This window comes from Saccharothrix sp. ALI-22-I, from assembly GCF_001984175.1.
Lineage (GTDB): Bacteria > Actinomycetota > Actinomycetes > Mycobacteriales > Pseudonocardiaceae > Actinosynnema.
The window spans coordinates 1-13,036 of the sequence record NZ_MTQP01000050.1; the positions used below are offsets into that span (position 1 = coordinate 1).

At 70.6% G+C, this 13,036-nt stretch carries 12 protein-coding genes; 10 read left to right on the top strand and 2 right to left on the bottom strand.

Going from position 1 to position 13,036, the window contains the following annotated elements:
• The first annotated feature begins 167 nt into the window (after window positions 1-167).
• Together ALI22I_RS10325 and ALI22I_RS10330 are read left to right on the top strand one after the other, a co-directional pair.
• On the top strand, window positions 168-1,736 hold the full coding sequence (locus ALI22I_RS10325) for a deoxyguanosinetriphosphate triphosphohydrolase family protein (RefSeq protein WP_077005240.1): 1,569 nt from the start codon (window positions 168-170) through the stop codon (window positions 1,734-1,736).
• Between the two features lie 145 nt (window positions 1,737-1,881).
• On the top strand, window positions 1,882-4,671 hold the full coding sequence (locus ALI22I_RS10330) for a S8 family serine peptidase (RefSeq protein ID WP_077005241.1): 2,790 nt from the start codon (window positions 1,882-1,884) through the stop codon (window positions 4,669-4,671).
• 64 nt (window positions 4,672-4,735) lie between these two features.
• Here the strand turns inward: ALI22I_RS10330 and ALI22I_RS10335 are convergent, their stop codons facing one another.
• On the bottom strand, window positions 4,736-5,713 hold the full coding sequence (locus tag ALI22I_RS10335; RefSeq protein WP_077005242.1) for a helix-turn-helix domain-containing protein: 978 nt from the start codon (window positions 5,711-5,713) through the stop codon (window positions 4,736-4,738).
• A gap of 304 nt (window positions 5,714-6,017) precedes the next feature.
• On the opposite strand from ALI22I_RS10335, the gene ALI22I_RS10340 reads away from it, so the two are divergent.
• The 5 genes from ALI22I_RS10340 (at window position 6,018) to ALI22I_RS49005 (ending at window position 8,873) form a co-directional block, all read left to right on the top strand.
• Window positions 6,018-6,593, top strand: coding sequence for a hypothetical protein (locus ALI22I_RS10340; protein ID WP_238598282.1), 576 nt, complete (start codon window positions 6,018-6,020; stop codon window positions 6,591-6,593).
• A gap of 90 nt (window positions 6,594-6,683) precedes the next feature.
• Window positions 6,684-7,367, top strand: a complete 684-nt coding sequence (locus tag ALI22I_RS10345; RefSeq protein ID WP_077005243.1) for an acVLRF1 family peptidyl-tRNA hydrolase — start codon at window positions 6,684-6,686, stop codon at window positions 7,365-7,367.
• Window positions 7,368-7,449: 82 nt separating this feature from the next.
• On the top strand, window positions 7,450-7,869 hold the full coding sequence (locus tag ALI22I_RS10350) for a hypothetical protein (RefSeq protein ID WP_077005244.1): 420 nt from the start codon (window positions 7,450-7,452) through the stop codon (window positions 7,867-7,869).
• Between the two features lie 4 nt (window positions 7,870-7,873).
• Window positions 7,874-8,389: a SigE family RNA polymerase sigma factor gene (locus tag ALI22I_RS10355; protein ID WP_077005245.1), complete on the top strand. Its 516-nt coding sequence runs from the start codon at window positions 7,874-7,876 to the stop codon at window positions 8,387-8,389.
• Complete coding sequence (locus ALI22I_RS49005) at window positions 8,382-8,873, top strand: hypothetical protein (protein WP_143532114.1); 492 nt, start codon at window positions 8,382-8,384, stop codon at window positions 8,871-8,873. Before ALI22I_RS10355 ends, ALI22I_RS49005 begins: the two co-directional genes overlap by 8 nt.
• A 12-nt stretch (window positions 8,874-8,885) precedes the next feature.
• On the opposite strand, the gene ALI22I_RS10365 is transcribed toward ALI22I_RS49005, so the two are convergent.
• The gene (locus ALI22I_RS10365; RefSeq protein ID WP_077005247.1) at window positions 8,886-9,659 is read right to left on the bottom strand and encodes an SDR family oxidoreductase; all 774 of its coding nucleotides are present in this window, start codon (window positions 9,657-9,659) and stop codon (window positions 8,886-8,888) included.
• Between the two features lie 142 nt (window positions 9,660-9,801).
• Between ALI22I_RS10365 and ALI22I_RS10370 the strand changes: the two genes are divergently transcribed.
• The 3 genes from ALI22I_RS10370 to ALI22I_RS10380 all read left to right on the top strand — a co-directional run bounded on the left by ALI22I_RS10370 (window position 9,802) and on the right by ALI22I_RS10380 (window position 12,698).
• Window positions 9,802-11,430, top strand: coding sequence for an ABC-F family ATP-binding cassette domain-containing protein (locus tag ALI22I_RS10370; RefSeq protein ID WP_077005248.1), 1,629 nt, complete (start codon window positions 9,802-9,804; stop codon window positions 11,428-11,430).
• Window positions 11,431-11,606: 176 nt separating this feature from the next.
• A complete protein-coding gene (locus ALI22I_RS10375) occupies window positions 11,607-11,816 on the top strand; it encodes a helix-turn-helix domain-containing protein (protein WP_015103570.1) in 210 nt (69 codons plus the stop codon).
• 66 nt (window positions 11,817-11,882) lie between these two features.
• Window positions 11,883-12,698 carry an enoyl-CoA hydratase/isomerase family protein gene (locus tag ALI22I_RS10380; protein ID WP_077005249.1) on the top strand — a complete coding sequence of 272 codons (816 nt, stop codon included), beginning with the start codon at window positions 11,883-11,885 and terminating at the stop codon, window positions 12,696-12,698.
• The last annotated feature ends 338 nt before the right edge of the window (window positions 12,699-13,036 follow it).

Consider the following 13,036-nt stretch of genomic DNA (forward strand, 5'->3'; position numbering starts at 1 on the left):
AGCCTTCCAGCGCCGATGGTACTGCACTCGTGAGGGTGTGGGAGAGTAGGACGCCGCCGAACATTCCTTCCCTCAGGGGCACTCGACATGTCGAGTGCCCCTGAGGGCTTTTTGCGTTACCGGCCTCCCAACCTGCTGCGGGACTGGGCAGTGACTAGATTTCGACTATGCGCCACGAGCCCGTCGACCCCCGGACGCAGCGCCGCTCGGGCGGTAACGCCTCCGTTCAAGCCGACCTCGCCACGAGCCCGTTCCGGGTGGACCGGGACCGTGTCGCCAGCTCGCCGTTCTTCGCGCGGCTCGGCGGTGTGACGCAGGTCGTCAGCTCCACCGGCTCCGGTCTGCTGGTGCACAACCGCCTCACGCACAGCCTGAAGGTCGCCCAGGCGGCGCGGGCCATCGCCGAACGCCTCAACACCCGGCCCGAGTTGGCCAACCTGCTCGACAAGCTCGGTGGCTGCGACCCGGACGTGGTGGAGGCCGCTTCGCTGGCCCACGACCTGGGCCACCCGCCGTTCGGGCACCTCGGTGAGGAGGTCCTGGACCGGCTGGCCCGGCACCGGTTCGGCCTGTCGGACGGGTTCGAGGGCAACGCCCAGTCGTTCCGCATCGTCACCACCACGGACGTGCGCGGCCCGGCGGCGGTCGGGCTGGATCTCACGGTGGCGGTGCGCGCGGCGATGCTGAAGTACCCGTGGACGCGCCTGTCGTACCCGCGGCCGCACCCCAAGGACCTCGCCGCACCGCCCCGAGGCGCCGCCGAACCGGCCGACGCGCCGGGCACCGGCTCCGGCAAGTTCTCCGCCTACGTCACCGAACTGGAAGACGTCGAGCAGTCCCGCGCGTTCTACGCGGGCCGGCTGGAGTCGTGGCAGCAGACGGTCGAGGCGTCGGTGATGGACACCGCCGACGACATCGCCTACGCCATCCACGACCTGGAGGACTTCCACCGCGTAGGTGTGCTCCAGCACGCCGCGGTGTCCACCGAGTTGAACACGTGGCTGGAGCACGCGGTCGACCTGGCGGGCCTGAGCGCCGCCGACCTGGCCGCGCAGGAACGCCGACCCGGCCGTTCGCTGGAATCCCTGCGCCGCCGGCTGCACGCGAAGGACTCGTGGGCGGTGGACGACGACGCGTTCGCGCACGCCGTGGCCAAGGTGCGTGCCGAGCTGGTCGACGGTCTGCTGGCCGTCCCGTTCGACGGCTCGGTGGAGGCCGAGCAGTCCGTCGCCGGGTTCTCCTCCCGCTGGACGCGCCGGTTGGTCGACGCGGTCGGCGTGATCGAGGAGCCGACGACCCGCTCGGGGCACGTGGTGCTGGCCGTGCCGCAGTGGCACGAGGTGCAGGTGCTGAAGTTCGTGCACCGCCGGTTCGTGCTCCTGCGCCCCGACCTCGCGCTGCACCAGCGCGGCCAGGCCCGGATGCTGACCGCGTTGGTGGAGGCGCTGGAGCAGTGGGTCACCGACCGGCACGAGGCGAACCGGTTGCCGCGCCGGCTGCACGACCTGGTCGAGCTGGCGGGCGCCGAGTACGCGGCACTCGCCCGGACGGACCCGTCGGTGCTGGTGGGGGCCACGGGCGAGACACCGTCCGGACCGGACGCCGTTCGGGCGCTCGCCCGCGGCCGGGCGGTGGTCGACTTCATCGCCTCGCTCACCGACAACCAGGCCGCGGCGCTGCTCGACGCACTGTCCGGACGAACCGGTCAGCTGTGGACAGATGCGTTCGTACTGTGAATTGTGATCGAAAAAACCGTCTGAGAAGTAGGCCGAACGGTGGCAGACGGTACTTAGCTGTGCGCAATACGTTGGCCCCTGATCGGTGACATCCGATCAAGAGGGCCGCGTGCGTCGGGGGCACGCCCAACTGGGGGAGACGCCTGTGCGCTCACCGAGACGTCGATTCCGAAGAGACATCCTGCTGGCGGCGGGTACCGCCTTACTTCTGACCGCGGGCATCGCATCGCCCGCTTCCGCCGATCCGACCAAGGCGTCCAAGGGCGTCGAGGACAAGACCGCCGCGCAGATCGCCGCGCTCCAGGACATCAAGAAGTCGCTTTCCGGCGCAGAGTCCAAAGTAGACAGCGCGCTCGTCGTCGAGCAGCGCCGCCGCGCGAACGCCGGCACGTTCAACAAGCTCCCCGCGCTCCAGACGGGTGTGAAGGTCCAAAGCGGAAACACCGTGGTGGTGGACATCCGTGCCGTCAAGGTCACCGACGACCTGGTGAACGCCGTGAAGGCGGCGGGCGGCGGCATCCGTTCCGTTTCCACCGAGGGCGCGACGGTCCGCGCCCAGCTACCCCTGAACTCCCTCGCCAAGCTGTCCGCACGCGCCGATGTGCGCCGCGTGGAGACCGCGGTCGAGGCCATGACGTTCAACAAGAAGGACCGCAAGGCCGAGCCGGCCCTCTCCAAGGAGGAGAAGGCCGCGCAGATCGAGGCCCGCACCCGGGAAGCGCTGATCGCGCCGCAGGCGGTCCGGACCAATGAGGGCGACCGCGCGCACGCCGCCGACACCGCCCGCGACGACTTCCGCGTCACCGGCACGGGCGTGAAGCTGTGCGCGCTGTCCGACGGCGTCGACTCGCTCGCCGCGTCGCAGGCCGCCGGTGAACTGCCCGCCGGCGTCGAGGTCCTGCCCGGTCAGGAGGGCAGCGGCGACGAGGGCACCGCGATGCTGGAGATCCTGCACGACATCGCGCCCAACGCCGCCCTCGGCTTCGCCACCGCGTTCAACGGCGACGCGAGCTTCGCCGACAACATCCGCGGCCTGCGCTTCCAGATGGGCTGCGACGTCATCGTGGACGACGTCCTGTACTTCAACGAGTCGCCGTTCCAGGACGGCGTGATCGCCCGGGCCGTGGACGCGGTCACCGCCGACGGCGCGATGTTCTTCTCCTCCGCCGGCAACCAGGGCAACGTCGCCGACGGCACGTCCGGCCACTGGGAAGGCCAGTTCGTCGACTCCGGTGTCGGCATCGGCAAGTTCGCCGGCACCGCGCACGACTTCAACCCCTCGCCCGACGCCAAGCAGGTGTTCAACCCGCTGTCGGAGAGCTCCACCGGCGTCCCGGTGACGCTGTTCTGGGCCGACCCGCTGGCCTCGTCGTTCAACGACTACGACCTGTACCTGGCCAACTCCCAGGGCAACGTGGTGGCGTTCAGCCAGAGCGTGCAGGACGGCAGCCAGGACCCGTACGAGCGGCTGAACACGCCGGCGAGCGGTTCCGGCCTGCGACTGGCCGTGGTGAAGTTCCGCGGTGAGGACAAGTACCTGTCGCTGTCCGCGCTGAACGGTCGCTTCAAGGACTCCTCCGACGGGCTCAAGAAGTACGCGACGCCCGGTGTGACCCGCGGCCACTCCGCGGCCAAGGGCGCGATCAGCGTCGCGGCGGCGCCGGCGAAGGACGGCCTGCCGTTCGACCTGGAGCCGGGTGACCCGGCCAACCCGAAGGGCCCGTACCCGAACGCCTTCGACAGCACGCAGAAGCCCGAGCGGTTCACTTCGGACGGTCCGCGCCGGGTGTTCTTCGCGCCCGACGGCACGCCGAGCCCCGAGGTCCGGCAGAAGCCCGATCTGACCGCGGCGGACGGCGTGCAGACCAGCGTGCCCGGCTTCAACCCGTTCTTCGGCACGTCGGCGTCCGCGCCGAACGCCGCGGCCATCGCGGGTCTGGTGCTGTCCGGCAACCCCGGCCTCTCCCCGGCCGAGGTGCGCGAGGCGATGACCGCCACCGCGCTGGACATCGTCGAGGCCGGCGTGGACAACCGCACCGGCGCCGGCATCGTGCGCGCCGACCTGGTGCTGGCCTACACCGGCGCCTCGCCGCAGCCGCTGGCGAAGGCGGCCAAGCCGTCCGTGGTCAACGACAGCGACGGCAGCCAGTTCCTCAAGCCGGGCACCACGGCCACGATCACCGTGCCGGTGGTCAACACCGGTGACGGCACCGCCGCGTCGACCAGCCTCGTGCTCACCTCGCCCACCGCGGGCGTGACGATCGCGCCGCGGTCGAAGTACTACGGCAACGTCGAGGTCGGCCAGACGGTGACCAACACGTTCAAGGTGACCGTGCCCACCACGGCGCCGGTCGGCACGGCGATCCGGTTGGACGCGCGGGTGACGTTCGCGGGTTCGACGTCACCGACCACGAGCGTGTTCGCGCTCAACGTCGGCGAGCCGTCCCGCGACGCGAAGACGTTCGCGTACGGCGGGCCGGCGGTGGCCATCCCGGACAACGACGCCACCGGTGCGTCGGTGCAGATCCCGGTCAGCGGCATCGGCCGCGGGTCGAAGATCTCGCTGACGATCGACGGCGAGACGTGCAACGCGAACACGGGTGCGACGACGGTCGGCATCGACCACACGTTCGTCGGTGACCTGGTCGGCACGCTGACCTCACCGTCCGGCGCGACGGCCACGGTGTTCCAGCGCAACGGCAGCACCGGCAACAACCTGTGCCAGGTCGTGTTCGACGACTCCGCGGCGCAGCCGTTCTCGTCGGTGACCAGCGCGCAGGCGCCGTTCACCGGCACGTGGCGGCCCACCACCTCGCTGGGCGCTTTGCTCGCCGCGCCGGTGGACGGCACGTGGACGTTCAAGGTCGTGGACACGGCCGGATCCGACCTCGGCTCGATCCGCGCGGTCTCGCTGAAGCTCAACGGTTACGTCTAACAGTTCGATTGGTGTGAAGAAGGGCTCCGGGAGCACGCTCCCGGAGCCCTTCTTATTGCACACGTTACTTCGGCCACTCCCACCGGATGCCGAACACGCCGGGCCCGAAGCCGAGCGCCACGGCGTGCACGCCGCCCGCGGCGTCCAGAGCCAGGTTGCGGCGCCGGGACGGGGTGTCGTCACCGGCGGGCACGCTGAACTGCTGGCAGCGGGCGGGCAGGTTGGACTGGTCGAACCGCACCTCGATCACGTACTCGCGCACCGGCAGCCGGAACTTCCGGGCGAAGGTGTTGTTGCCCGCCGGGTAGTGGCCCTCGGCGAACAGCAGCTCGTACTCCATGATGATCGTCTCGCCCCTGGTCAGGGGTCGGTCGAACATCATCTCGGCGGCCATGATGTTGGCCTCGGTGTCCTCGACCACCCGACCCAGGTGGCAGTTGCGCAGGTTCACCACCTGCGGCAGCACGTTGGCCTGCTCGGTCTCGAAGACCAGCGCCCACCGGTCCGGGCCGTCCTGCTCGGCGCGCAGGATCTGGCGCACCCACACCGAACGCTGACCGCCGTCCGCGGCGATCTCGATCCGGTCGTGCTGGCTGATCCGACCCAGCTTGACGTCCGAGGACGTGTCCACCTTCGTGAGCAGGTTCGCCACCCGCTCACGACGCGCCCACAGCGCGTCGATCGGCATCATCGTCGTCGGCCGGGACCGCCTGCCACGCGGGCGCGGCGGGCCGAGCAGGGCCGACAGACCGGCCTGCGGCACGCCGAGCACGGTCTCCAGGTGGCGCAGCGCCTCCAGCGACTCGGGTCGCTCGGGTCGGCGTCGGCCGGACTGCCAGTAGCTCAGCGTCGCGACGCTGATGGTGACCCCGCGCAGCGCGAGCCGGTGCTGGATGCGGTCGAGACTCAGCCTGCTGGCTTTGATCGCGGCTCTCAGCGCCTCGGGAAACGGTCCCGTGGTGAGAAGCTGCGCAAGACTGCCGTGTCCCGTCGAGTCGAGTTCGTCGACGGACAGGTTGGGTCGACCGGCAGCGTTGGTCATTGTGACTCCCCGCTGTCATGAGATCACGCCCCAGTGACCCTACCCGCCAACGCACGGCGTTGGTGCCTACCAGGTGGAGTCATTGATTGGGCCGTACGGGTTACGAGTTCACTGGGATGGGCATCGATCTGTCAAGTGGTGAACAACTTCGCTCCGCCCTTTGTAAACCCGTCGGTAACATTGTGCAACGTGCACTTCGGGAGCGTGCCGGCGGCCCCTTCGGGCTGGTAGGGGTATCGGTGATCGTCCGGGTGGCCTACGGGCCGTTGGCGGTCGGTGATCCGTTGGCCCTACTGTGTGCCCGGTGACCGCCGCCCAGGACCTCGTGCCCCTGCCGGAGGACCCGTTGACGGAGGTCGCCGCCGCGGTGCTCGGTGACGGCCACCACGTGGTGCTCGACCTGCTCGACGTCGTGCGCCACCACGACGGGCCGCCGGTGGACGTGGTCCGCGCGGGCGACGACCTGCTGCCCCGGTTGGCCCACGAGAACGCGTTGGACCAGGCGCTGCTGATGGCCCGGCAGGTGCTGCGGGCCGGTGGGCTGTTCGTCGCCGCCGTGCCCGAGCTGGACAAACTCGGTCGGCTCCGGCCCACCGCGCCGCCGCCGAAGGTGACCGGGCGCGGTGCGGAGCGGCAGGTGACCGTGCAGCTGTGGGACTGGGCGGCCGATGGCGAGTCCTACGCGCTGGAGGTCGTGCGGCTGGTGCGCGGCGCGGAGACGTGGGAGGTGGCGAACACCGTGGCCACCCGGCACCGGGTGCTGTCGCCCGAGCAGATCTCCGCCTCGCTGACCGACGCCGGGTTCGGCACGGTGCAGCGGCTCTCGCCCGCCGAGTGCGGGCACCCGCTGCCGGTGTGGGTCGCGGTAGCCCCGGCATGAGCGTCGTGTCGGCATGAGCGAGCTCGCGAGCGAATCGTTCAACACGGCGTCCGGGGCTCTTGCCACGCCGAGCCCCGGCGAGGCGTGTGCATGAGTCGGGTCCGCCCGGTCGCCGGCGGTGGACGGGCGGTGGAGGTCCCGCCGGAACGCCTGGAAGGGTGGTTCTCCCGGTTCGGCGCCCGGCACGGCGGGGTCGTCTCGACCTCGGTGACGCCCGGTCGCTGTGTGGTCACAGCGGTGGACGGGACTACGGCCTCCGCTTCGGCCGCCTTCGGTGAATTCACCCCAACGGGTGAGGCTGACGGTCTTGTGCTCGACGCGTTGCTCGCTCACGCGCTCGCTTCGCGTCGGATCGGGCTGCTGCTGGTGCGGCTCGGCGGGCACAGCATCGGCATCGCGCAGGACGGCGTGGTGCTCGTGTCGACTACCGACAGTCGTCAGGTCCACGGGCGCAACAAGGCCGGTGGGTGGTCGCAGCAGCGGTTCGCGCGGCGTCGGGAGGGGCAGGCGCGGGTCGCCCTCCAGGCCGCGGCGGACGACGCGGCGCGGGTGTTGGCGCCTCGGGTGGGTGAGCTGGACGCCGTGGTGCTCGGTGGTGACCGTCAGGCGTTGGACGCCCTGCGGGGTGACCGCCGGCTGGACGAGGTGTTCGCGCTGGCGTCATCGCGGGTGTTGGACGTGCCGGAGCCTCGGCGGGCGGTGTTGGACGAGGCCGCCGTCCGGGCCCGTGCGGTGGAGATCGTCGTCCGGGACCAGCCGCTCCGAAATTCATGACAACCCCCGCCGCCCCCGACCGCATTCATAAGGGTGAGGGGGGCACCGAACCGCGGTGACCTCACAAGCCCGAGGAGCAGTCTTGCTGCGCAAACGAGTCGCACTGATCGCGGCGGGGGCCGTCGTGGTCGGCGGTCTGGCCGTGGCGGGGACCGCGCTGGCGTCCGGCGGTGGTGACGAGGAGCCCACGTCGGCCACGAGCACGCCTGCCACCACCGCGCCCAGTCGGCCGACCACCATCGAGTCGACGCCGCGTCCGACCACGATCGAACCGACGTCATCCCGTCCGCCCACGATCGAGCCGACGCCGCGTCCGACCACCAACGCGCCGACGCCGACCTGGACCACGCGTCCGGAGCCGACCGTGTCGCAGCCGCTGCCGAGCCCGACGTACACGACGTCCCCCGGGGCGTCGTACCCGGTCGAGGTCACGCCGCGGCCGACGACGACCGTCGAGACGACCAGGCCGGCGCCGACGACGGCGGAGACCACGAGGCGCTGACGTCGTGAGCTGGGACGCGGAATTCACCCACTACTTCGACCGGTGCGCCGACTCGATGCGCTTCACCGCGTTCTTGTTGTGCGGCAACCACCACGAGGCCGAAGACGTGGTGCAGTCCGCGTTCCTCAAGCTCTACCTGGCGGGGCCGAAGCTGGCGCAGCGCGAGGGGCTGGACGCCTACCTCCGGCAGATCGTGGTGCGCACGTTCCTGGCCGAACGCCGCCGGGTGCGCTGGAAACGGGAGAAGCTCACCGACTCGCTGCCGGAAATGCCGGCGGCGGAGTCGTTGAGCGAGGACAAGCTGGTCGTGTGGCACGCGCTGGGGGCGGTGCCCGCCAAGCAGCGGGCGACGCTGGTGCTGCGGTACTGGCACGACCTGGGGGTGGAGGAGACGGCCGCGGCGCTCGGTTGCTCGGTGGGCACGGTGAAGAGCAACACGAGCCGCGGCCTCAAGGCGTTGCGGCAGAGACTGGGACCGGAGTTCGGCGCGTTGTGGCAGGAGGTGTCGCGCGGTGCTTGAGGATGAGCTGAAGAAGACATTCGAACAACTGAACACCCAGCCGCCGCCACGCACGTTCGGTGCGCTGGACATCGTCCACCGAGGCGCCGCCGTCAGGCGCCGCCGCCGTGCCTACGCGGTAGCCGCGACGGGCACCGGCACAGCCGTGATGGTCGCCGTGGTCGTCGCCTTCGCCCTGAACCAGTCGCCGAGCCAGAAGGACAACAGCCCGGCGGGGCCCCCGGCGCCGGAGAGCACCACCAGCACCCCGGCAGAGCCCACCTCCACCGTCACCGAGCCGGACGGCGCCCCCGCGCCGACCGTGCAACCCCCGTCGACCACGACCCGCCCCTCACTCCAGCAGACCAACACGGCAAGCCCGAGACCTACGACCACCACGACCAGGACCGGGACCACCATCGAAAGCATCCGCACCACCGTCCCGGACCTCCAGACCACAGCCCGATCGAGCCAAGGCCCCCCGCAGACCACCACCGGCAACTGACCGCCCCCGGCCCTATCCCAGAGTGCCGGTGGCCAGCAGCCCGCCGTCCACGCGCACGGTCTCCCCGGTGATCCACTCCGCCGCGTCCGAGGCCAGGAACGCCACCAAACGGGCGACATCCTCCGGTGTCCCCAACCGCTTCATCGGGTATTCGGCCGCCGCCTCCTCCTCACGCCCCGAGTAGAGCGCCTGCGCGAAACGCGTCTTCACCACCGCCGGCGCGACGGCGTTCACCCGCACCTTCGGCCCGAGCTGCCACGCCAACTCCTCCGTCAACCGGATCAGCGCGGCCTTGCTCGCCCCGTACGCCCCGATCACCCCGGTCGACCGCAGCCCGCTCACCGAGGCGATGTTCACCACCGCCCCGCCGTGCTCCTGCAGCCACGCCTTCCACGCCAGCTGCACGAACCCCAACGCGGCCACCACGTTCACGTCGAAGATCTTCCGCACCGCGTTCAGGTCGGCATCCACCAGAGCGCCGAACACGGGATTGATGCCGGCGTTGTTCACGAGCACGTCCAGCCGCCCGAACCGCTCCACGGTCAACCCGACCGCCTCCGCGCGGTCGTCGGCGCTGCCCGCGTTCCCCGGCACCGCCAACACCCGGTCGGGTGACACGCCGGCCGTCGACGCCAACGACTCGGCCGCCGCCGCGACCGCCTCGGCCTTGCGCGCCGTGATCGTCACCGACGCACCGCGTGACAGCAGCTCCAGCGCGATCCGGTGCCCGATACCCCGACTGGCGCCCGTGACCAGGGCCGCCCTGCCCGTGAAGTCCGAAGTCATAGCGGGCAATGTATGCCGGTGGACACACCGTGATAATCCACTGGCGGTCACCCCGTAGACTGGGTCCGTGGTCATCCTGATCGAGTAGGTCCCGCGCGAGCTGCGCCGTTGACCCCGCACGACCACACACCCGGAGTAAAACTTGATCACCGCAACCGATATCGAGTTGCGCGCGGGTTCGCGCATCCTGCTGTCCGACGCCACCCTGCGCGTCCAGCCCGGCGACCGCATCGGCCTGGTCGGCCGCAACGGCGCGGGCAAGACGACCTCCCTGCGCGTCCTCGCGGGCGAGGGCCAGCCGTACGCGGGCGAGGTGCGTCGCACCGGTGAGCTGGGCTATCTGCCGCAGGACCCGCGCGAAGGCGACCTGTCGGTCATCGCCAAGGACCGCGTGCTCTCCGCCCGAGGCCTGGACCAGCTGCTCCGCGACATCGAGAAGATGCAGTCCGCGATGGCCGAGCTGGTGGACGACGCCGAGCTGCAGGAGGCCGTGCGCAAGTACGGCCGGCTGGAGGAGCGGTTCTCCGCCCTCGGCGGGTACGCGGCCGAGAGCGAAGCCGCCCGGATCTGCGCGAACCTGGGCCTCGCCGACCGCGTGCTGGCCCAGCCGCTGCGCACCCTGTCCGGTGGTCAACGCCGCCGCGTCGAGCTGGCCCGCATCCTGTTCGCCGCCTCCGAGGGCGGCGTGGGCGCGAAGTCCAGCACGATCCTGCTGATCGACGAGCCGACCAACCACCTCGACGCGGACTCGATCGCGTGGCTGCGCGGGTTCCTCAAGTCCCACGAGGGCGGCCTGGTCGTGATCAGCCACGACGTCGAGCTGCTCGACGACGTGGTCAACAAGGTGTGGTTCCTCGACGCGACGCGCGGCGAGGTCGACATCTACAACATGGGCTGGAAGAAGTACCTCGAAGCGCGCGCCGCGGACGAGAAGCGCCGCCGTCGAGAGCGCGCCAACGCGGAGAAGAAGGCCGGCGCGCTCATGGCGCAGGCGGACAAGATGCGCGCGAAGGCCACCAAGGCCGTCGCCGCGCAGAACATGGCCCGCCGCGCCGAGAAGCTGCTGTCGAACCTGGAGGACACCCGCCAGGCCGACAAGGTCGCCCGGATCCGCTTCCCGCAGCCCGCCGCGTGCGGCAAGACGCCGTTGACCGCCGAGGGCCTGAGCAAGTCGTACGGCTCGCTGGAGGTCTTCACCGGCGTGGACCTGGCCATCGACCGCGGCTCGCGGGTGGTCATCCTCGGGCTGAACGGCGCGGGCAAGACCACGCTGCTGCGGCTGATCGGCTCGATGGAACGCCCGGACGCCGGCGAGGTGATCGCCGGTCACGGCCTCAAGCTCGGCTACTTCGCCCAGGAGCACGAGACTCTGGACCACGAGGCCACGGTGTGGCAGAACATCCGCCACGCCGCGCCGGACGTGGGGGAACAGCAGCTGCGTTCGCTGCTCGGCACGTTCCTGTTCAGCGGTGAGCAGCTGGAACAGGCCGCGGGCACCCTGTCGGGTGGCGAGAAGACCCGGTTGGCGCTTGCCGGCCTGGTGTCGAGCGCGGCGAACGTGCTGCTGCTGGACGAGCCGACCAACAACCTCGACCCGGCCAGCCGCGAGCAGGTGCTCGACGCGCTGCGCCGCTACGAGGGCGCCGTCGTGCTCGTCACCCACGACCCGGGAGCGGTCGAGGCGCTTGAGCCCGAGCGGGTGATCCTGCTGCCCGACGGAACCGAGGACCACTGGTCGCAGGAGTACCTGGAACTCGTGCAGTTGGCCTGAGCCAAGGGTTTCCGCCGCCAATCCCGTAACGTGAGCACTGATCGACTCTCGGTGATCTAACGACCGCTCGCAGATCATTTCGCTTGATCACCTGGCGTTCTTGGTCTCCGTGTTCGATCATTGCCCCGACAGGGGCTTTCAAGGCCCGACCTGCTGTCTACGGAAGGCGGGACAAGGTGGCTGACCTGAAGAAGGGCGCCCGGATCACCGGCGCCACGCGGGACAAGCTGGCCGCTGACCTGAAGAAGAAGTACGAAAAGGGCGCGAGCATCCGGGCATTGGCCGAGTCCACCGGACGCTCCTACGGCTTCGTGCACCGGGTTCTCAGCGAGTCCGGTGTGCAGCTGCGCGGTCGCGGTGGCGCCACCCGCACGAAGAAGAAGTAAGCTACCCTCCGGTAACCACAGGGTGTCGAGGAGAGACGACGCCTGACGAAACCCGGAGGTTCGCGCATGTCGGCACCGACCACCATCGACGCCGGCCTGCTGGAACGCGGAGGCGTGCGGCTCGTCGTGGACGGACCGCGCGCGACGATCACGCTTGATCGTCCCGATGTGCTCAACGCACAGACGCCGTCGATGTGGGCGGCGTTGCGGACGATCGGCGAGCAGCTGGGCCCGGACGTCCGCGTGGTGGTCGTCCGGGGTTCCGGTCGTGCCTTCTCCGCCGGCCTCGACCGGAGGATGTTCACCGGTGCCCCGGTGGAGGGTGAGCCGGGTCTGCCGGACATCATCCGACGGGGACCCGAAGGCGGTGCCGCGCTGATCGCGGAGTTCCAGGAGGGCTTCCGCTGGCTGCGCGACCCGGCTCGGGTGACGATCGCCGCGGTGCGCGGGCACGCGATCGGCGCGGGCTTCCAGCTCGCCCTCGCGTGCGACTTCCGCGTGGCCGTCGACGACGTCAAGTTCAGCATGGCCGAGACCTCCCTCGGCCTGGTGCCCGACCTGGGCGGCACGCTGCCCTTGGTGCGGCTGATCGGGTACTCGCGCGCGGCCGAGATCTGCCTGACCGGACGGCGGGTGGGCGCCGACGAGGCGCTGCGGATCGGCCTCGCGAACTCCGTCGTGCCCGCGGACGGTCTGGACGAGGCGGTGGACGACCTGGTCGCCCAAGTGCTGCGCCCGATGCCGGGTGCCGTGCGCGAGACGCTGGCCCTGCTGGTGTCGGCGGCGGACGGCGCGTCCGAAGCGGAGCAGCTGCGGGTCGAACGTGAGGCCCAGCTGCGCCGACTGGCCGAGCTGACCGCCCTGGCCGGCGTCCAGAACTGAGCCGCGGTAATTCGGGCTGCGCCGAACCGGGCCACGATCGGGTGAGATCAGGGCAAAAATGTACGGAAACACTGTTCCCGTACATCGGTTGATATGACCGAGCCCCGAACCACCCCGCCCCGCCGCCCCGCCCCGCCGACCCATCCCACCCCGCCGAACCACTCACGATGCCGACCCGCCGAGCCCGGCCGCCGAGTCCGGCCGCGGTGCCCAAGCCGCGCTCGCCCGCGAGCCCGGAATTGTCGGACCCCGTCGGTAAGATCAAAACAAGGGATCCCCTGGGCGGGGACCCCTGCGGAGCGCTTCCCCGGCGGTGTTCGGCGTGGCCCCAGGGGTAC